Annotated in this window: 18 protein-coding genes; 5 read left to right on the forward strand and 13 right to left on the reverse strand. The window is 55.3% G+C overall.

The window, feature by feature from the left end; all coding sequences use genetic code 11:
* Positions 1-8 precede the first annotated feature (8 nt).
* The 7 genes from FHW17_RS18025 to FHW17_RS18055 form a co-directional block, all read right to left on the reverse strand.
* Positions 9-968 carry an ABC transporter permease gene (locus FHW17_RS18025; RefSeq protein ID WP_091884631.1) on the reverse strand — a complete coding sequence of 320 codons (960 nt, stop codon included), beginning with the start codon at positions 966-968 and terminating at the stop codon, positions 9-11.
* Between the two features lie 3 nt (positions 969-971).
* Positions 972-2,561: an ABC transporter substrate-binding protein gene (locus tag FHW17_RS18030; protein ID WP_182510462.1), complete on the reverse strand. Its 1,590-nt coding sequence runs from the start codon at positions 2,559-2,561 to the stop codon at positions 972-974.
* Positions 2,562-2,681: 120 nt separating this feature from the next.
* Positions 2,682-4,688 carry a CocE/NonD family hydrolase gene (locus FHW17_RS18035; protein ID WP_182510515.1) on the reverse strand — a complete coding sequence of 669 codons (2,007 nt, stop codon included), beginning with the start codon at positions 4,686-4,688 and terminating at the stop codon, positions 2,682-2,684.
* Between the two features lie 222 nt (positions 4,689-4,910).
* The gene (locus FHW17_RS18040) at positions 4,911-5,750 is read right to left on the reverse strand and encodes an ABC transporter permease (RefSeq protein ID WP_112529234.1); all 840 of its coding nucleotides are present in this window, start codon (positions 5,748-5,750) and stop codon (positions 4,911-4,913) included.
* Complete coding sequence (locus FHW17_RS18045) at positions 5,750-6,463, reverse strand: ABC transporter permease (protein WP_112529309.1); 714 nt, start codon at positions 6,461-6,463, stop codon at positions 5,750-5,752. Before FHW17_RS18045 ends, FHW17_RS18040 begins: the two co-directional genes overlap by 1 nt.
* Positions 6,464-6,839: 376 nt before the next feature.
* Positions 6,840-7,619, reverse strand: coding sequence for a transporter substrate-binding domain-containing protein (locus tag FHW17_RS18050; protein ID WP_112529232.1), 780 nt, complete (start codon positions 7,617-7,619; stop codon positions 6,840-6,842).
* Between the two features lie 59 nt (positions 7,620-7,678).
* Positions 7,679-8,503, reverse strand: coding sequence for an ABC transporter ATP-binding protein (locus FHW17_RS18055; RefSeq protein ID WP_112529230.1), 825 nt, complete (start codon positions 8,501-8,503; stop codon positions 7,679-7,681).
* 160 nt (positions 8,504-8,663) lie between these two features.
* Here FHW17_RS18055 and FHW17_RS18060 point away from each other — a divergent pair, with 160 nt between their 5' ends.
* Genes FHW17_RS18060 through FHW17_RS18075 form a run of 4 tightly spaced genes read left to right on the forward strand, consistent with a single transcriptional unit; the run spans position 8,664 to position 12,956 of the window.
* Entirely contained in the window at positions 8,664-9,536 is an 873-nt protein-coding gene (locus tag FHW17_RS18060) for an arginine deiminase family protein (protein ID WP_182510463.1), read from the forward strand.
* Entirely contained in the window at positions 9,533-10,186 is a 654-nt protein-coding gene (locus FHW17_RS18065) for a TetR family transcriptional regulator C-terminal domain-containing protein (protein ID WP_112529226.1), read from the forward strand. Before FHW17_RS18060 ends, FHW17_RS18065 begins: the two co-directional genes overlap by 4 nt.
* Positions 10,186-11,373, forward strand: a complete 1,188-nt coding sequence (locus tag FHW17_RS18070; RefSeq protein WP_113094825.1) for an aminotransferase class I/II-fold pyridoxal phosphate-dependent enzyme — start codon at positions 10,186-10,188, stop codon at positions 11,371-11,373. Before FHW17_RS18065 ends, FHW17_RS18070 begins: the two co-directional genes overlap by 1 nt.
* Positions 11,370-12,956: a 5-guanidino-2-oxopentanoate decarboxylase gene (locus FHW17_RS18075; protein ID WP_112529224.1), complete on the forward strand. Its 1,587-nt coding sequence runs from the start codon at positions 11,370-11,372 to the stop codon at positions 12,954-12,956. The genes FHW17_RS18070 and FHW17_RS18075 overlap by 4 nt, the downstream gene beginning before the upstream one ends.
* An 86-nt stretch (positions 12,957-13,042) precedes the next feature.
* Here the strand turns inward: FHW17_RS18075 and FHW17_RS18080 are convergent, their stop codons facing one another.
* The 3 genes from FHW17_RS18080 to FHW17_RS18090 are packed head-to-tail and all read right to left on the reverse strand — an operon-like array spanning position 13,043 to position 15,929.
* A complete protein-coding gene (locus FHW17_RS18080; RefSeq protein ID WP_182510464.1) occupies positions 13,043-14,518 on the reverse strand; it encodes a hypothetical protein in 1,476 nt (491 codons plus the stop codon).
* A gap of 1 nt (position 14,519) precedes the next feature.
* A complete protein-coding gene (locus tag FHW17_RS18085; protein ID WP_112529220.1) occupies positions 14,520-15,512 on the reverse strand; it encodes a glycosyltransferase family 2 protein in 993 nt (330 codons plus the stop codon).
* A 6-nt stretch (positions 15,513-15,518) separates the two neighbouring features.
* Positions 15,519-15,929 carry a GtrA family protein gene (locus FHW17_RS18090; protein ID WP_112529218.1) on the reverse strand — a complete coding sequence of 137 codons (411 nt, stop codon included), beginning with the start codon at positions 15,927-15,929 and terminating at the stop codon, positions 15,519-15,521.
* A 521-nt stretch (positions 15,930-16,450) separates the two neighbouring features.
* On the opposite strand from FHW17_RS18090, the gene FHW17_RS18095 reads away from it, so the two are divergent.
* Positions 16,451-16,609, forward strand: coding sequence for a thiamine pyrophosphate-dependent enzyme (locus FHW17_RS18095; RefSeq protein ID WP_162700231.1), 159 nt, complete (start codon positions 16,451-16,453; stop codon positions 16,607-16,609).
* Positions 16,610-16,693: 84 nt separating this feature from the next.
* Here FHW17_RS18095 and FHW17_RS18100 read toward each other — a convergent pair whose 3' ends face one another.
* From FHW17_RS18100 to FHW17_RS18110, 3 genes are all read right to left on the reverse strand, one after another.
* Complete coding sequence (locus FHW17_RS18100; RefSeq protein WP_113094813.1) at positions 16,694-18,118, reverse strand: aldehyde dehydrogenase family protein; 1,425 nt, start codon at positions 18,116-18,118, stop codon at positions 16,694-16,696.
* 230 nt (positions 18,119-18,348) lie between these two features.
* Positions 18,349-19,284, reverse strand: coding sequence for a dimethylarginine dimethylaminohydrolase family protein (locus FHW17_RS18105; RefSeq protein ID WP_182510465.1), 936 nt, complete (start codon positions 19,282-19,284; stop codon positions 18,349-18,351).
* 16 nt (positions 19,285-19,300) lie between these two features.
* A complete protein-coding gene (locus FHW17_RS18110; RefSeq protein ID WP_182510466.1) occupies positions 19,301-20,887 on the reverse strand; it encodes an amidohydrolase in 1,587 nt (528 codons plus the stop codon).
* Between the last annotated feature and the right edge of the window lie 63 nt (positions 20,888-20,950).

Genomic DNA, 20,950 nt, shown 5'->3' on the forward strand with positions numbered 1-20,950 from the left:
GCGCGGCCTCACTTGGGATGTCTGAGGCGGGGATTGGAAACAATCGCCACGATGTCAGCAATGATATTGAGGGTGATATAGACAGCCGCGAAAACCAGCCCGCAGGCCTGAACAACAGGCACATCGCGCTTGGCCACATGGTCCACCAGATATTGCCCCATGCCGGGATAGACGAAGATAACTTCGACCACGACCACACCGACAACAAGGAATGCCAGATTGAGCATCACCACATTGACGATTGGCGCAATGGCATTGGGAAAGGCATGGCGGGTGATGATCTGAAGCGGCGTCAGCCCTTTCAGCTCCGCCGTCTCGATATAGGCCGATTGCATGACGTTGAGGATGGCAGCTCTGGTCATGCGCATCATGTGCGCCAGAACCACCAATGTCAGGACCGTGACTGGCAGGGCAATGGCGCTCAGCCGTTCGCCGAGCGGCATACCGTCATAAACGGTTGAAACGCTCGGGAACCATTGCAGGCGCACGGCAACGAAATAGATCAGCAGATAGCCGGTGAAAAATTCAGGTAGCGAGGTGGAGGCAAGTCCAAGGCCCGAAATGAGCTTGTCCACCCAGCCATTGCGATAGCGCACGGCCAGAAGGCCAAGCGCGATTGCCAAGGGGATCGAGACAACAGCCGCCCAGAAAGCGAGGAACAAAGTGTTCCATAACCGCCCTTTGAGCGACGTCGCAATGTCCTGTCCACTGGATAGCGCCGTGCCGAGATCACCGGTCAATATGCCGCCAAGCCAATGCAGGTAGCGGATATAGGCCGGATCATTCAGCCCCATGTCACGCCGCAGGTTTGCCAAAGCCTCCGGTGTGGCCGACTGGCCAAGAATGGATTGCGCCACATCGCCCGGCAATATCTGGGTGCCTGCAAAAATCAGCACCGAGACTGCCAGAAGAAGGAGAAGGCCCATGACTATGCGTTGGGCCACCAGTTTGAGGACAGGACCGCTCATCCGTTAGGCCATCAGCCAGCAGCGGGACAAGGCATAGCCACCGCTCATTTCCTGATTGCCGTCCTTTACCCAGCCGCCAACCTTGGCACTGGTCGCATCAATGAAGTCGTTGAACATCGGCACGATCACACCGCCCTCGTCACGGACAGTCACCGACATGTCACGATACATCTGCTTGCGCTTGGCAGGGTCCAGCTCGGCGCGCGCTGCAATCAATGTCTTGTCGAACTTTTCATTGAAGAAGCGTGTGTCGTTCCAGTCTGCGGTCGAAAGATAGGCGGTTGAATACATCTGGTCCTGCGTCGGACGGCCACCCCAATAGGATTCCGAGAATGGCTGCTTGTTCCAGACTTCTGACCAGTAACCATCGCCGGGTTCGCGCTTGACTTCGATCTTGATGCCAGCCTTTGCCGCGCTCTGCTGGAATAGCTGTGCCGCATCGATGGCGCCCGGAAAGGCAACATCGGATGTGCGCAACAGCACCGAACCGTCATGGCCGGATTTCTTGAAGTGGAAAGCTGCCTTGTCAGGATCGTAGGCACGCTGTTCGATATCATCCGAAAACAGCGGATAGGCCTTGTTGATCGGGAAATCATTGCCGATCGAACCATAACCGCGCAGGATTTTCTGCACCATGTCTTCGCGGTTCATGGCGTATTTCAGGGCGAGACGCAGGTCGTTATTATTGAACGGCGCTGTGTTGCAATGGGCGATGAACACATAATGCCCCTTGCCCGCCACGTTCTGGATGGTCACACCGGGAACGCGCTTAACCAGATCAACAATCTTCGGCTCAACGCGATTGATCATATGAACCTGTCCGGACTGCAGCGCGGCAGTGCGGGCGGTGGCATCATTGATGACGATGATTTCGATCTGCGCCGCGTGGCCACGATTATCGCCGTCCCAATAGCTCGCGAACTTCTCGCCGATATGGCGCACGCCCGGCTCATCCTTGACGACCTTATAAGGCCCGGTGCCGATACCGGCATTCGGCTTGTCCTTACCGCCATTGGGCTGGATCATCAGATGGTAGTCATCCATCAGGAACGGCAGATCGGCATTAGGCTCTTTCAATGTGAAAACAACGGTATCGCCGTCTTTCTTCACATTATCGATGCCCTTCATGACACCAAGCGCACCGGATTTCGAGTTGGCATCGGAATGGCGTTCCATTGTGGCAACGACGTCATCAGCCGTCATTTCCTTGCCATTGTGGAACTGTACACCCTTGCGGATCTTGAAGGTCCAGACCTTGGCGTCGGGTGTCGAGCCCCATTCTGTGGCAAGTTTGGGATTGAGCGTGCCATCGGCCTGAATTTCAACAAGCTGCTCGCCCCATTGGCGGCCGAATTTATAGGGAACCTGGCTCTGCCATGTTGCCGGGTCCATGCTATCGGTCGAAGCGCCACCCTGCATACCGGCTTTCAGCGTACCGCCCTTAACCGGGCCTTCGGCCAGAGCCGCACTGGAAAGCAATGAATTGGCTAAAACGGTGGTGACACCGAGAGCGGCAGCGCGGCCAAGAAAATCACGGCGCGACAAATGTCCGCGTGCGACCTTGCGGCTCAGATAATCGAGTTCTTTTGACATACCCATTCCCCTTTTGTTGCTTGGAACGCATGGCGCCCAAATTCGGTTTTTGTGAATTATGCGACTTGATACCCGTGAATTTCAACCGTCAACGTGACTTTTGACTATAACCTCCAGCAATCAGATGTGTTGACGCGCGATGGTCTCGGCGAAATTTCGCTCGAAAACCAGTTCGTCATTTTCGTAGGCTTCAATGCGGCCTGTCAGATGAAAGTTCTGCTTGTCTGACCGCATCGTGGTGAACGTTTCTGTACGGACACGCCATTCATCGCGGCCGGATAGTTCCGTCCAATGAGTCTCGCCATAGGCGGAAAGCGGATCGTCTGGATGGATTTCCCAGCGTTCGCGCGCAACACTGCCATGGATCAGCCCATGCTCTTTGTCCCGTGCTTCACCAAAATCATCCATGATCGACAGAACGATCTTGCCGCTGACCTGATCATGTTCGATCAGGCGGCTGTTTGTGCCCTTGCGCAAGGTGTCGAGTTGCCATGGCGACGCTGCTTCCGGCTCCGGAAAAGTCCATTCGTCACGATTTGCGAGATCGCGTGATGGCAAATCCAGCCTGCCCCCATGCAGCGTCAGGCTGACGGTCTCGGGCGACGGCCAGACCATTGGCCAATAGCTCGATGAAACGGCAATGCGCAGGTGATGACCGGCAGGAACACGGTAGGCAATGTCATCCAGCTTGAACCGGATTTTGACTTCTTCACCCGGCGTCAGGCTTTCCGGCTTTTCATGGCTGTTGCGATGGCAGAGATTGAACACACCATAGGTGATGCGTGTCGACGCACCATCCGGGTGTACATCGCACAGGCGCACGGCAACCATGGCGACAGGTTTGTCGCTGGAAAGCGTTAGCGTGATTTCAGCTGCGCCGACAATATCGACAGCCTTTTCAAGCAGAGCACCATCATAACAGACGGACAGCGCATCATCGCGGCGCTGATCGCCGGGAAGTTCCGGACCAAGCCAGATGGCGCAATATTCACCGCCCATCATGCCGCAATCCTGCGGTGACGCGATAAGATGGGCAAATTCCTTGACGGGCTTGTTACCCAGAGATTTCTCGGCAGTCAGATGAAGCACTTCATTGCGGATGGTCTTTGATGGCCATTGCGGCTCGGCAATCCAGTAACCGGGGCGTTCCGTGTACCAGCTTTTCGGACGGACGGAATCCATCAGATAGCCGCGATAAGCAGGATCATTCTCAACGCCCGTATCGATGTCCTTCAGCCAGCGATCCCACCAGCGCAAGGCCTCCTGCAGGAAGCCGATGCGCGGTTCGGGCACGGCAAAATGCGGATATTTATGCACCCACGGCCCGACAATGCCTTTGACCGGCGCAGTAATGCCTTCCATCAGGCGCGGTACGGCGTTCTTGTAACCATCACCCCAGCCGCCAATCGCCAATGTGGCGGCTTTGACAGCGGAGAAATCCTCGCAGATTGAACCGCGCTTCCAATAGGCATCGCGCGTCTGGTGCATCAGCCAGGTCGCAGGCAGAAACGGTTCGTGATCGAGCCGGTCGAGCCACATGCTGCGCCATTTGTCGCCAACAAGCAGCGGATCGGGCGAACGCGAGGAATAGGCGAGCATGGTCGCGCCCCATCCCAGATTTTCGTTCAGCAGCAATCCGCCCTTATAGTGGATATCATCGGCATAGCGGTCATCCGTCGAGCAGAGCGTGATGATGGCTTTCAGCGCTTCGGGCTGCAAAGCCGCCACCTGCAATGAGTTGAACCCGCCCCAGGAAATGCCCATCATGCCAACCTTGCCCGATGACCAGGGCTGTGCGGCGATCCATTTGATCACCTCGCAGGCATCATTGAGTTCCTGAACCGAATATTCGTCCTCCATCAGCCCTTCGGAATCGCCATTGCCGCGCATATCGACGCGCAGGCAGGCATAGCCATGTCCGGCAAAATATGGATGGGTGAGATTATCGCGCGCCGTGGTGCCATCGCGCTTGCGATATGGCAGGAATTCGAGAATGGCGGGAACCGGATTTTCAACTGCGTCTTCGGGCATCCAGACCCGGGCCGAGAGGCGGCAGCCATCGGGCAGAACAATGCCCAGATCGGCTTCTTCTCTCACTTTGTGCTGAAAAGTCTCGACTGTCCGCATTACCATCTTTCGTTCCTGCAGCGGAGCGGAAAACAGACCCGGTCATTTGTCTTGGCGACAATGACCAATGCACACCGGGCAGACCACCCGGTGAAAACATGAATCCCATTTTCTCGTCTTTTGCGAGGTGTTCCTTTGTATCATACTATGCGCATCTGTCCGGCTATGCGGACCAAACACTTGCGACATATGTTCGGTCATTTGCGTCACCGTGAAAAAGTCTCATCCCAGCCTTGATGGTATGAGCTTTTCCAAGCGGCGGAAGAGAAAGACAATGATGCCGGTAATGACGAGATAGCCAGCGGCCAGCAGCAAAAGCGGCTCATAGGTGATGAACGTATCCTGTCTTACGCGCGATGCCACCGAATAGAGATCAACAACCGTGATCGTGGCAACAAGTGGTGTTGATTTCAGCTGTAATACCGCCTCACCCGCCAGTGTCGGCAAAGCGCGGTGAATGGCCTGCGGCAGCCAGATGCGACGAAAAATCGTGAAACGGCGCATACCGAAAGCGCGGGCGGATTCCAGTTGCCCTTTGGGCACACCGGCAAACGCGCCGCGCATGACCTCACCCTCATAACCCGCATAGGACAGGGAGAGCGCCAGCACCGCATAGGGCCATGCTTGTCTCAAGTACGGCCAAAGTTCGGAACTGCGTATCCATGGATATTGCGGAAACAGTGAACCCAGCCCGTAATAGAGCAGCCAGAGTTGCAGGAGCAGCGGCGTGCCGCGAATGACCGTGCAGAACACCCGTGCCGGCACGGCAAGGATTGCCGGGCCCGCCGCTTGTGCCAATCCAAGCGGTACAGCCAGCAGGAAGCCGATGATCACGGTCACAATCAGTATCCAGATCGTGCGCCACAGGCCTTGCAAGATCAGATCGCCATAATTGGGCAGCCAGTCCCAGCGCATGAAGAATATGGCCGAAGCGACAAGCGCAACACCAATCAGGATCAGCACAATGCGATGCGGTGGCAGTTTGCGTGCCTGCCCGCTCGTGTCGCTGTCCTTGTGGATCGGGAATGTCTCGATGGGCGCTTCAAGTGGCGTTTCTGTCATCACCGTGCCTCCTTGACCGAAGGCATGCCGCGCCGCGCCCACTGCTCGACCTTGGCTAGAATGAGGTTGGAAAACAACGTGATGGCGAGATAAAGAACGCCCGCTGCGATGAAAAACAGGAAATAGGCCTTTGTCGTGCCCGCTGCCTGACGGGTCACAAGCGTGAGTTCGCTGAAACCTACAACGGCGAGCAGTGCCGTGTCCTTGGTCGATATCAGCCACAGATTGGCAAGCCCCGGCAGTGCATGCGGCAGCATGGCGGGCAAGGTAATGCGGCGCATCATCAGCGTTGGCGACATGCCATAGGCCCGCGCCGCCTCGATTTCCCCCTGCGGAATGGCTTTGATAGCCCCGCGCAGCACTTCCGTGGCATAGGCACCTTGCACGAAGCCGAGCACCACGATGCCCGCAACCAGCCCGCTAATATCAACGCGCTGATAGCCAAGCCATTCCAGTATACGGTTGATCATGTCGGTGCCCGCATAATAGAGCAGCAGGATCAACACCAGTTCCGGCACCGCCCGCACAATAGTCGTATAGATCGCCGCGATATCGCGAACGAGTGGCCCGCCATAAAGCTTGCCATAGGCACCGAATGTGCCAATCAGCAATCCCATGCCAAAGGCACCCACGGCGATCTGCAGCGAATTCGCCAGACCACGCAGCAGATTGCCACCCCAACCCGGCGGATTGGGAGACAGAAGATCAAACATGCCGGCTATACCAGCTGGAATAATCGATGCGTCGGCCAAGCGATCCTCGATTCAAAGCAATGAAATGCACCCATATCCCGGTGAGGGAATTAGCGCTGGTTGCAGATTTAGTATGCCGTGGTTCGACAAGCTCACCATGAGGGAGAGTGGTGGTTGCACGGAGCCAAGTTCTGCAACTTTGGTGACTATCGTTGCATCCTCGCTCTCCCTCATGGTGAGCTTGTCGAACCACGCACTCCGTTCATGCAAAGAACACGCTGAAGGGTTAACCATCGGCCATCTCCTCTCCACAAGGGATTGGGTGCATTGTGTAGACTTACGTCATGGACGGATATGAAAAAGCCGGAGCAGGCAAACACCCGCTCCAGCCAGCGGCTTACCCGCCATACACATCGAAGTTGAAGTACTTCTTTGAAATCTCGTCATACTTGCCATTGGTGCGGATGCCCTTGATGGCGGCATTGATCTTGGTCTTCAGCTCCGTATCACCCTTGCGCAGACCAACACCGACACCGGGTCCCAGAACTTCAAGATCGGGTGCAACCTTGCCCTTGATCTCGCAGCAGGCCTTGCCCGCATCGGTCTGGGCAAACGTTTCGAGCGCCAGCGCATCGGCCTGTGTCGCATCAATGCGGCCGGCGGCCAGATCCTGATTGGCCTCATCCTGCGTCTGGTATTCCTTGATTTCAGCGGCTGTCGCGCCAAAATGCTTCTTCACATAGACCTGATGGATTGTTGAAACCTGCACACCGATGACCTTGCCCTTCAATCCTTCTGGCGTAGCATCCATCTTGATGTCCTTGGAGCCGAGGATGACCGTGGGGGTGTTGTAATATTTGTCGGAAAAATCGATCGTCTTCTCGCGCTCGGCGGTAATTGACATGGAAGCGGCGATCATATCGATTTTCTTGGTGGTCAAAGCCGGAATGATGCCATCCCACGAGACGGGCGTTATCACGCAGTCAAGCTTGGCCTCAGCGCAGATTGCCATGGCAATATCGACTTCCCATCCTTCCCATTTGCCCGAAGCATCGGGCGAGGCAAAAGGTGGATAGGGTTCAGCAGCGATACCTACCTTGAGTTGTTCGGCGCTGGCGACACCCATTCCGGCAACCAGCACAGCGGCAGCAACCGCTGATTTCAAGAAAGCTCTCATTTTTAACTCCATTTGTTTTCTTGTTCCCCAGGATTATTCCCTGTATTTTTTCATGCAATTTATGAAACAGTGCGAATAAACTGCTTCAAACGTTCAGATTTTGGTGATCCAAACAATTCTTCCGGTGGTCCCTCTTCTTCGACAATGCCGTTATGGAGATACATGACATGGCTCGCCACTTCCCGGGCAAATTTCATCTCATGCGTCACCAGAAGCATGGTTCGCCCCTCCTTGGCGAGATCACCGATAACCTTCAGAACTTCGCCGACAAGTTCCGGATCGAGCGCCGATGTCGGCTCATCGAACAGCATGACACGCGGCTGGATCGCAAGGGCGCGGGCAATGGCACCGCGCTGCTGCTGACCACCGGAGAGATAGGCAGGATAGACATCGCGCTTGGCCGAAAGTCCAACCCGTTCAAGCAATTGCTCGCCAATGGCCATGGCCTCGTCGCGCTTCATGCCAAGCACATGAACAGGCACTTCGATGACGTTCTGGATCAGGGTCATGTGCTGCCAGAGATTGAAATTCTGGAACACCATGCCAAGCCGGCTGCGGATACGTTCGATCTGGCGACGATTGGCGGGGTACTGCCCGCCCTGGCCATCGCTGACCATCTGCACATCCTCGCCATTGATGCGAATGACGCCGCTTGTCGGGTTTTCGAGGAAATTGATACAGCGCAAAAAAGTTGACTTGCCGGAACCGCTGCCGCCAATCATCGCCACCACATCACCGTCTTTGGCGGTCAGCGAAACGCCCTTGAGAACTTCAAGGGCGCCGAATTTCTTGTGCAGGTTCCAGACGTGGATGGCTTCGGCCTTTTCGGCCGGGACGGATTGGAGAGGCTCCGTCTGAGCGGATGCGTGTAACGCTTCCGTCATTGTGCGGTTTCCATGGGTTGTCTGGCATCTGCTGTCATCATTATTGCCTGTTTTGTCAGCATGAGGCGAAACTGCCTAATTTCGAACATCACACCACTTGCGCTCTAATTATGCAAGCGTATAAATACTCCCAGATGCAATTTTTACGAGAGAGCAGTCGATGAGCGCATTCGGTTCCCAGTCCATGGCCCTTCCCCTGAAACGCGTCATCATGCGCATGCCTGACCGCGTCATGGCAGGTGCCGAGCGCGATGTCTGGCATTATGGCCCGCAATTCGATCCGCGCCGCGCATCCGAACAGCACCGCGTGTTTGCTGATCTTGTCGCGCAATCAGGTGCGGACATTACATGGATCAGAGACGGCAATGATGGATTGTCGGATTCCATATTCACGCACGATCCCTCTCTCGTCACCGACAAGGGTGCAATTCTTCTGCGCATGGGCAAACCCCTGCGGCTTGATGAAACCGATCTTCACCACGAAACCTATAGCCAGATGGATGTGCCGGTTCTTGGCCGCATCGTTGCGCCGGGCACCGTAGAAGGCGGCGATTGCGTCTGGGTAGACAGCAAGATGCTGGCCATCGGACGGGGCGTGCGCACCAATCAATCCGGTATCGAGCAGATGGCCGCCATTCTTGAGCCGCTTGGCGTGAGCGTTCTCGGTTTTGACCTGCCGCTGTGGCAGGGTGAAGAGGCCTGCCTGCATCTTATGTCCATCATCTCGCCGCTGGCCGAAGACCTTGCTCTTGTCCATCTGCCCCTGCTTCCTGCCGCCTTCTATCAGCTGCTGAAAGAGCGCGGCATTCGCCTGATCGCAGCGCCGGAAGAAGAATTTGCTGCCAGCAATGGGCTTAACCTCAACGTGCTGCCAACCGCGCCCTATGAGGTGATTGCTGTGGCAGGCTTTGAGAAGACCAAGGCGGCAATGGAAGCCGCCGGCTGCACCGTCACAACCTTCGAAGCCGATGCATTGTGCATTGCCTGCGAAGGCGGCCCCACCTGCCTCACCCGTCCGGTCTTCCGGCAATGAAGACACAATCGGCCACTCGTAAAACCTTTCGCCGTGAAGGCGAGGACAAGCGCCGCGAGGATTTGATCGCCGCAACGCTTGAATGTGTGGCCGAGCGCGGACTTGCCGGTGCAACCGTACGCGAAATCGCCCAGCGGGCCGATGTTACAGCCGGGCTGATCCGCTATTACTTTCCCACCAAGGATGATTTGATCGGCGCGGCCTATCGCGCCGTCATGAACCGCATGACCGTGCAGGCCAGCGATGCCTTGCAGAATGCCGCTGATGATCCCCGCTCGCGCCTGCAGGCCTTTGTTACCGCCAATCTTGGCGAGCCGATCATGGACCCGCACAATCTGTCGCTATGGGCAGGTTTCATTGCCCTTGTTCATGCGGACCCTGCCATGGCCGCCGCGCATCGTGACGGCTATCTCGGTTTTCGCGACGAGCTGGAAATCCTGATCCGCGAAGCCCTTGCTGCTTCGGGAAAACCTGCGGGGCCGAGCCATACCCGCCGCCACGCCATCGCCATCAATGCGATCATCGATGGATTATGGCTGGAAGGTTGTCTTGCCGGCGATATTTTCGCCGATGGGGAATTGGCTGAAACCGGCATAGCCGCTATTGAAGCCGTACTTGGAATCTCACTTCATACTCAAGGAGCCGAATGATGCGCTATGCGTCTGTGACCGACCGTCTGGCCGGACTGGGATCGGATAAATGGGCCGTGCATATCCGTGCGCGCGAAATGCAACGCGCTGGCCAGGAGATCATCGAGCTGACCATCGGCGAACCTGACATTCCGACCCCGACCGACATGGTGGATGTGGCCGAGCGCGCCATGCGTGCGGGGCGCACCGGCTATTCCAACGGTCGCGGCGAACCCGCTGTTCTTGCAGCACTTTCGGCCAAATATACCGCACGCACCGGCCGGGCTATCGGCCCTGAACATATTATGTGTTTTCCCGGAACCCAGACGGCGCTGTCGCTTGTCATGCTCGGTCTTGCCGAAGAAGGCGACGAGATCATCACCGGCGATCCACTCTATGCCACCTATGACGGCGTTGTCCGCGCAACCGGCGCAACGCGGGTTTCCGTTCCCCTGCGCCCCGAAAACGGCTTTCGCATGCAGGCTGCCGATCTGGAAAAGGTCATCACACCGAAATCCCGCGTTCTCCTGCTCAACACGCCGCACAATCCAACCGGCGCCGTGCTGAGTGAAAAGGAAGTGGCTGAAATCGGCGAAGTCTGCCGCAAGCATGATTTGTGGATCGTCTCCGATGAAGTCTACGAACTGCTGATTTTTGACGGCAAATTCGCCTCGCCGCTTGACCGCCCGGAGCTGGCTGACCGGACCATTGCCGTCGCCTCCATTTCCAAATCCCATGCCGCGCCGGGTTTCCGCAGCGGCTGGTGCGTTGGCCCGGCGGAATTCACCCAGAAACTTCTGCCTCTATCGGAATCCCTGTTGTTTGGCGTTCAGCCCTTTATCGCCGATATGACCGCCTATGCGCTTGGCCAGCCTTCGGCAGCAGCGGCAACCATGCGCGAAAGCTATTCCCGGCGCGCGCAATTGATCTCCAAGCGGCTTGACGGGATCGCTGGCATTGGTGCCGACATGCCACAGGCAGGCATGTTCATCCTCGCCAATATTCGCGCAACGGGTCTGAGCGGCAATGATTTCGCCATGCGGCTTCTCGAAGAAGAACATGTGGCGGTCATGCCGGGCGAGTCCTTTGGCGACAATCTCGCCGGTTATCTGCGCCTTAGCCTCAGTGTCGCCGACGACAAGATCGACGCAGCCTGCGCCGGTATTGTCCGTCTTGCCTCCCGCCTCCAGCAACGGAAATCCGCATGACAACGGTTGGTGAATCCCTCGTCCATCTGCTCGAATCCTATGATGTCGACACGGTTTTCGGCATCCCCGGCGTTCATACAATAGAACTCTATCGCGGCCTTGCCGCCTCAAAAATACGCCATATCACGCCGCGCCATGAGCAAGGCGCTGGCTTCATGGCCGACGGCTACGCACGCGCAACCGGCAAGCCCGGCGTCGCCTTTGTCATTACCGGCCCCGGCATCACCAACACCATCACGGCCATGGGACAGGCCCGTGCCGATTCCATTCCGATGCTGGTGATCTCCGGCGTCAATCAGCGCGAATCCCTTGGCAAGGGCATGGGCTTCCTGCATGAACTGCCCAATCAGCGTGCCATGCTGCAGACGGTTGCAATGTTCTCGCATCGCGTTGAAACAGCGGATGAATTGCCGATTGTGCTTGCCCGCGCCTTCGCGCTGTTCGCCTCGCGGCGCCCCGGCCCTGTCCATATCGAGATACCGCTGGATGTGATGGCGCTGCCACTGGATGGTGCGAGCCGCCAGCTATCGGATGCACCTATTCCGCAGGCATCCGCAGAAACCATGGCTGAACTGACCCGTCAGTGCCTTGGCGCTGAACGTCCGGTTATCCTGATTGGTGGCGGCGCAAAGCGTGCCGCGGCAGAACTAAAGGAATTGGCGGAAAAGCTGGATGCGCCTGTGGTGGCAACCACCAATGCACGCGGTATCCTGCACAATCACCCGCTGCTCATCCCGGCCAGCGCCAGCCTTACCGCCGTGCGCAAGCTTCTCGCTGAAAGCGATCTGGTGATCGCCATCGGCACCGAAATGGGACCAACCGACTATGACATGTATGGCGATGGCGGCTTCCCGGAACTCAAACGCCTTGTACGCATCGATATCGACGCCGGACAACTGGATCGCCGCCCGGCGTTCATGCCCATCGAAGCATCGGCGCAGGAAACCGTCAGATCACTGGCAGCCACATTGCCCGCACGGCGCAACACCAAATCAGGTGAAGACCGCGCGCTGACGACACGCGATGCGGCATGGGCGGAAATCGGCCCGAGAACGCAGAGCCATGTGCGCTTTCTCAACGTCCTGCGCGACACACTGCCGGATTCCCTCATCGTCGGCGATTCCACACAGGCGATCTATTCTGGCAATCTCTATTACGACCACGATCGCATCGGTGGCTGGTTCAATGCAGCGACGGGCTTTGGTGCCCTCGGTTTCGGCCCGCCTGCTGCCATTGGCGCAGCGCTCGGCAAGCCTGAGACATCAACGATCTGTATAGTCGGCGATGGCGGTTTTCAGTTTGTGCTGGGAGAACTTGGCGCGGCAGTCGATGAAAAAGCGCCTGTCATCTTCGTCGTCTGGAACAATCAGGGCTATCAGGAAATCGAGCGCGCTATGCGTGACGTACACATCAACCCGGTTGGCGTGCGTCCATCGGCACCCAATTACCTCAAAATCGCCGAAGCCTATGGCGTGGCTTCGATCAAGCTGCAAAAACTGGAAGAACTGCCCGCCGCGCTGCTGACAGCCAAGGCGAGCAAAAATCCATATCTGATTGAAATCGATGAAACATTGATTGGTTGATGGCACAAAGCTATCAACCGTTCCCATTTATAAGGGTAACATATGCCTCGGGGGCGCGGATGCCGCGCCATGCATCTCTCACCCCGCTAGTTCGGTGGCGACGAAACCGGGTCAAGGACAATGATCCTCTCCGTGGAAAAATAGTCCATCAAACCTTGCACATTCCCCGGTACATTCTGACCCCGGAAATATTCACCAGCTGCAAGATAGAGATACCCACCTCCCACAATGTTTCCAGGCCATGATTTCTGTATCGTCATGACGGTTGGGTTCCTGTCAGGTTTCGGGCGCCACATCGCTGCATGCTCGGCACGCATTTGATTATAGCGGCGATAATCCGAAACAAGTGGCTTTGCGAGAAATATCGTAGGCAGCGCGGTTGTTAGAATCAGAGCAATCATCGACAAACGATCAGACCTTGTTGGGTCTGCACTGTGTTGCCCTCGCCACACATAGGAAAGCACCTTTGCGAATCCGGCAAGTGATATCCATATCAGAGCCTGTCGCATGGTCGTATGGCGGCCGCAACAATCCATTCCAAACTGATAAAGACTGGCAAAATAGGAAAGATAGGCGGTGCCGATCGCGGCGATTCCCAGCAAGCCCGCAAGCAGCGCATCCTGCCGCGTGTTTGTCATGAATCGGAAAAGGAAGAATGCTGAAATCGGTAATCCGAACTTTGGCAATACACCTGCAATCGCATATTGCCCCCCGACGACATTCGTTCCCCAAAAAAACACCTGATAGGGGAAAGTGCTAAGGGACAATTTCAGGCTAGCAAAGAAATTCCCGGCGACATTATGATCACCAAAGATTTCGAAGCTAGCTCCTACCCTGCTGACAACAATGCTATGGATAACGACTGAGGATATCAAGAGTGGTATAAGACCTCTTATGGCATAGTTTCCGGAAAGACGGAGACCAACACAACGTAAAGCAAGCCAGACAAAAAGCGCAGCGCAAGAAAAACTTGCCGCAAAAAAAGCTCCGACCTCTGAGCACATACTGACAATAGAAAGGGCTACTGCAATATACAGAGCCTTCTTGGGTATATCCAAATCGGATATCAGGATAATGCCGCATATAAACAACAGTGCTGATAGGGTCGGTATATAAGCCAGAGCGCCCTGAACCCAATAGAGGACGTCATAATTGTTCTCACCAGCTATGCACAGAAGCACTATGCCGGCACAGAACGCCAATCCCTTGAGACGGTCTGTGCCAGCAGTCAAAAAGGCGGGCGATAATGTTGATGTGATCAAAATTGACCATAAAAGCAACAAAACCTTGGCGATATGCCTGCGGTCGGTGATCTCGGCGATTTCTAGGTAGCCGTAGAGCATTATCTCTGAAATTGGCCTCGGACTCCAATGCAGGATTCTATGCTCTAACCCCTCTAACCCAAGCCGATTAAAGAGGTTGGTTGTAACAATCTCGTCCATCTCCCATCGACCAAGGGGAATAAGGCCGACAAAAGCGAAAATACTCAATCCAATAAAACAGAGAGCAGCAATACTGTAAAAATTGGATAACCGGTCTGTGGTTTCAAACTCATGATTCATACTATGATCCATTCGAAACACGTGTCAGGGAGGTTTCAAAGGCGGCATGCGCGAACTGAGAAACTTCCTCCACGACATAAATCGGCCGATGTTTTGCCTCGATATACATTCGCCCGATGTACTCCCCCAAGACACCAATCGAAATGAGTTGGATGCCGCCAAAAAGCAACACCGCACACATGATGGAGGAGTAGCCTGCAGTCGTAGATCCGAAGATCAACCATTTGACGATTATCTGAATTACGTAGAAGAACGACAGCAAGGCTATCCCCGTGCCAATATAGGTCCATATTCTCAGGGGCATTGTGCTGAAGCTCGAAAGTCCCTCGAGCGCAAAATTCCACAATTTCCATATATTGAACTTGGTTGTACCCCTCGCGCGGGCGGGACGTTCATACGGCACGCCAATTGTGGAAAACCCTGGCCACGCAAACAATCCCTTCATGAAACGATTCCGTTCGGGCAGATTGCGGAGAACTTCGATGAGTCTGCCGCTGATCAGACGAAAATCCCCGGCATTTTCGGGGATTGGAATGAACGTTGCCACATTGAATGCCCTGTAAAAGAGTTTTGCAAAAATCCTCTTGGAGTAGGAGTCGTCAAATCGCGTTGCTCGCGCGCCGTAAACCGTGTCGAAACCCTGCTTCCAATATTTAATAAAATGCGGGATTATCTCCGGCGGATCCTGGAGATCGACATCCATGATAATGGCGGCATCGCAATGAACATGATCAATCCCGGCAGTCATCGCAGCCTCTTTGCCAAAATTTCGGCTGAGCTTGAGATAGTTAATTCGCGGATCGCGAACTGACAGACGCTTTAATACGTTTATCGTAGCGTCAGTTGATCCATCATCGACGAAAAGAAAGCTGAAGTTTGCAACGGCAGCATTCACTCGAATAGTGAACTCCCGCACAAAATGCTCGATCGATTCTTCCTCGTCTTTGACTGGTACAATAATGACGATATCCGACAAGCGCGACTGACTGCTCATAAACCTTTAACTCTTTGTATTTTGCCTATCTGAAAAGACCCACTTGCGCGATATTGCATATCCAACGATCGGAGCAACCAGCATACCTACCGCAATTGCAACAGGTTTACTTTTGGCAATATGATCAAATACAAATGCAACTGTATTGTTTATAAAAAGACAAATTATGGATGTTAAAATATACTTGTATAAACTTCCGGACATTTTAAATGTATAAAGTGCATGACCTGCATAAGATACCAAAACAGCAATGAGAAATGCTGCGGTATTGACTTTCAGTACACTCAAATCCCGATCAAAACTCAGAAGAATCATAGCCATTACAGCGTGCGTCATTGTGGCTATTGCACCTACGATGATGAATCGCACCGAGGAGTGGCCAAGAATATTCAATATTGAATAACCTCGGAAATACATGTGCCAAACATGCGCTCAATACCGGATTGTCGGACACAGGACGTTTTGCCGTAAAGGCGATTGAGTGAGACGCCAAGACAAATTGCGCAAAGTATCAAAACTCCACTTAGTATATTCCTTAGAATTCTCGGAACCATCACTACTGCGTCCAACATTTTGCAAACAATCTAACCGGGAAACTGATCACCCATGGAGCCCGCAATCCAGATAGAGATATTTGCGCGAAAGACTGATATATCCGACGCAGAGCCTCAAATCGTTGGGTTTTGGCCCTTTTCAACCGCAGCAACGACCAAAATCTACGCCTACGCTTCCGGGAAATGAGGGTTATTCCAAAAATAAAATTAGCTCTCAATGCAGACCATACCCTCAATTTACAAAGCAATAGGCAACAGCTTTTGTTTGTCATGCGGGCTAAGATTTCACAATCCGTATAACTACTTAGCCATACAGACGCGATTTGGGTCAGACTCAAATCCTGATATTTGGCAAGGGTGGTTTTCTGTTCGTCGTGGGTTGGCGTGCGTCCATCGGCACCCAATTACCTCAAAATCGCCGAAGCCTATGGCGTGGCTTCGATCAAGCTGCAAAAACTGGAAGAACTGCCCGCCGCACTGCTGACAGCCAAGGCGAGCAAAAATCCATATCTGATTGAAATCGATGAAACATTGATTGGTTGATAGCATCTAGTGGAGCGAATTTGTCATTCGCACCCGGCGAATGACAAATTCAAAGCTCCACTTTGCCATCAACCTTTTTGCCTGTTATGGCCGGTGGATTGTCTTGACCTCAAGAAAGTCCTCAAGCCCGAACCTGCCACCTTCACGGCCATTGCCTGACTGTTTGTAGCCACCAAATGGACTGCCATAACGGTGCGCACCGCCATTAATATGCACCATACCCGCTTTCAGTTTTGACGCCACGCGTTCGGCCCGCTTGGCATCACCCGTCTGCACATAGGCGGCGAGGCCATAGGGCGTGTCATTGGCAATGGAAATCGCTTCTTCCTCCGTATCAAAAGGAATGAGCGAGAGCACCGGGCCAAACACCTCTTCGCGGGCAATGCGCATATCGTTACGCACATCGGCAAAGATCGTCGGGCGGACGAAATAGCCGGTTTCGTAACCTTCCGGCTTGCCTGCTCCGCCTACCAGCACGCGCGCGCCTTCCGAAATGCCAGCTTCAATGAGGCTCTGTACCCGGCCATACTGGATATGGCTGACGAGCGGACCGATATGGTCGCCATCCTCCTGCGGATCGCCGACACGCGCTTCCTTGCCCGTGGCTTCGGCAATCTTCACTGCCTTGTCATAAACGGACCGCTGCACCAGCATACGTGTTGGCGCATCGCAGGACTGGCCGCTATTGTTGAAACATTCGAGCACGCTGCCCGCAACACGGTCTTCCAGATCGGCATCCTCAAACACAATGTTTGGCGATTTGCCGCCCAGTTCCAGTGTCACGCGCTTGACGGTTTCCGCCGCATCCTTGCTGACTGCAATACCGGCGCGAGTGGAGCCGGTGAAGGACATCATGTCGACGTCCTTGTGCTTGGACAGCGCAGCGCCAACCGCCGCGCCATCGCCATTGACGAGGTTGAACGTACCGGCAGGAAAGCCCGCCTCATGCACCATCTCGGCATAAAGCAGCGCGTTGAGCGGGGTGAATTCGCTTGGTTTGAGCACGCAGGTGCTGCCCGTTGCCAGTGCCGGAATAACTTTTAGCGCAATCTGATTGACAGGCCAGTTCCATGGCGTGATCAGGCCGCAGACACCGATGGCCTCGCGCACGAGAAGGTCGCCATTGGGCAATTCCTCGCGCATGTGCAGGACCTTCAGCGCATCGATAAAGCCCTGAAGATGACCAACACCGACATCGGCCTGCTGCTGTGTGCTCATGGTGATCGGCGCGCCGAGTTCCGCCGTGATGGTTTGCGCCATCTCATCATACCGGCGCTTGTAGATATCGAGCAGCTTTTCCAGAAGCGCCAGACGTTCCTCGACGGAGGTCTGGCTGTAGGTCTGAAACGCTTTCTTGGCCGCCGCCACGGCGCGATCGATATCCGCTGGTGTTCCCATGGAAATGATCGCAATTGGCTTTTCCGTTGCCGGATTGATCACCTCAAGATCATTGGCCACAAGAGGCGGCACCCATTCGCCGTTGATATAGAAATCCCGCTTGATGAGTATTTTTGCCTCCTCTTGAATGCTGTTCGTTCTGCAAATGGTATGGGGCTTTTGGTTTGGATGCCAGATGGAAAAACGACGGATTGTTTAGGTAGTATTGCTCTGCATGTATGTGGTTCGTGGTTCGACATAACAACCATGAGGGAGACTGGGGATTGCAGGGAGTCAAGTTCTGCACTTTCGCGATTAGCGTTGCAGCCACCCCTCTCCCTGAACCACCCCTCCACACACACTCAATCCGCTGATCGCAACAGCGCTTGGGCCATGCAGTGAATGCCACCGCCGGTTTTGGAGATCTCGCTCATATCAACAGCTGCCACTTCAAATCCCCGTGCGCGCAGCTTATCGATCAGCGTCTTGCTTGATGTTGGTGCGATGATCCGGTCATTGCCCAGCGACATGAAATTGCAACCGAGATTCATCGTGTCCTGAAACGGTACATCGATGATCTCGTGGCCCTTGGATTTCAGCCAGTCGACAATGCCGGGTTCCGTGCAGGCAAGACAGACCGCCGTGAGCTTTGGTGCAATTGGCACCACCATCAGATCGATATGCACGTAATACTCATCGATGAAGGCAAGGCGCGTTTCCCAGCCCTCCTTGCGGAACCATTCTTCCACCTGCCGGGCGCCCTCCTCCTGCGTGCGTGCGCCGCCGCAACCGATAAGAACACATCCCTCTTCGATCACATTGAAATCGCCGCCCTCAAAAGTCCCTGCCGTCACCATGTCATAGATGGGAATGCCGAGCCGTTCATAGGTGCGGATCGCGGCATAGTTCTCGCCGCGCCGCCACCAGTTGGCCATGGCGGTGATCACAGCGCCGTAAGGGGTCATCACACTGGAATCGCGTGAATAGACCTGCATCGGCAGTTCGGGTTCCGGCTCATGCCAATGGATGTTGACACCGAAATGCTCGTAGGCCGCGACCAGTTCCTTGTGCTGCGCCTGTGCGGTCTGAATGTTGCATGGCGCTTCGCGCAGATGTTTGCGCGACAGCGAGCTGGTTGCCATGTGCCGCAGAAATGCCGGAGAACCCAGCAGCACATCGGTCAGCGGGTCGGTTTCATTGCGAAAACCCCAGCCTTTCAGCGGTGCGGTGCCGCCATTCGGATTGCGGCGCTTCAATGTAAATGCGTCGGCCTCAAAGCCCTGTTCGTGGCGTGTCATTGGTCCTGTCTCCTCGTCAGGGGCGTGTGGGTATCCACCATTCCCGCCCGCGTGCAGTGGTCACATATTCCGGCCAGCGGAAATGAATTGGTGGCTCATAATCGCAAAGCGGCGCTATCCAGTTCGAACCACCAATGCCGCCGCCGGTGCGTTCGATGAATTCGTCCTTTGCCCGTTTGCGGGCATCACCATCCTCAAGCAGGCGCAGGGCAGTCAGTGCCACCGTCTTGGCGGCGGTGGTCACCATCGGATCAATTGTTTCCGGGATACCGCCCAGCGCATTCATCACCCAGCCCGGATAGGCAAAGCCCTTGGGCGCCTTCAATGCGGGACGTGCCACATAGAAGCGCACTGTCGGTGCGTGCCATGTCATATCCGTATAATCATCGGAGGTGGAATTGATCTGTGATGGCGGCAGGTCACGGCGCAGGATCGCTTCGGCATCCCTTGGCGCTATCAGCGCTTCGCATTCATCAAGGAAAGGGTCCCGCATTGCCTCAATCCCGGCATTGACCTGAATTTCCCGTGCCACCGCCTTTGCCGTCTCGCTCCAGCGCGGCGCACCGACTGTCCGCAGGGCATCCCATGTGATTTCTGCCATGGCATGATTGGCAAGGCCGGGACGTGACTTGCACACCCAATGCCGTTCCACCCGGCAACCGCTCATAGCGGCTGCATGTTCGGCATTGCGGTCAAGCACTGATGTCACCTGCTCGGCCATGGCTATGGTTGGCACACGCATCATGTACTGAATTTCGGCGAGCCCAGCAGGAAGATTGTCAGCGGTTGCCTGCCCAGCGGTCAGGATTGCCTCGCTGATCGACCAACCGCCCTGATGCGGCAGCATGGAATCCCGCAAGGCTTTTGACGCCATATACATCATCATCAGCGCATCATTGGCACCGGGTGCCCGCACCGCCGAATGGGATTGCGGGATCGGTGCGCCGTCGCTGAGCCCCCAACTTTCAGGCTGATCGCAGACAAAACGGTAAATCATTGAGTAGGCAGCGCCGCAGTGCGTGTCCCAACGCACCGTATTGCACAGCGGCAGCATGTAGAACGGATGGAACGAGATCATTCCATCAAGCCCATCATAATAGCCCTTGGCGGCGTGAATGGGTTTTGAGCCGCGCACTTTTTCCGCCGGTTCGCCGGTAAAGCGCAATGTGCCGGGAATACCGTGCTTTTCCATGGCGGCTTTCGTTGCCAGCAGACCGCCAAGACTGGATATGCCGAGCCCCGAATGCGGGTCAGTGTGCCCGCCCGCATGTTCGTTCAAACCGGGCCTTGGCCGCTGGACTGTTGCCGCGTCCTGACAATTGCCGGGCACCGCATCATATTCCGCATACATGCCAATGGTTGGGGATTTTCCCGTAGTGGCTCCCCGGTTGGTCCAGTGGGCACAGAATGCCGTGGGCATACCGCCTGAACCGGTCTCCACGTCAAAACCCTCACGACGCAGCAGCGATACATACCAATCCGCCGATTGATATTCGCGCCAGGCGGTTTCGCCGAAATCGAAAATAGTGCGGGTCCAGGCTGAGAGATCAGCTTGGCGCTTTTCGACAAAATCCAGCGCTGTGGTTCCTGCTGCCGTGGTCACGATCCATCTCCCGTTGCCGCGAGATAATCATCTGGAAGGCGGGACAAAAAGTGATATGTTTTT

Source organism: Phyllobacterium sp. P30BS-XVII (assembly GCF_014138335.1).
Classification (GTDB): Bacteria; Pseudomonadota; Alphaproteobacteria; order Rhizobiales; family Rhizobiaceae; genus Phyllobacterium; species Phyllobacterium meliloti.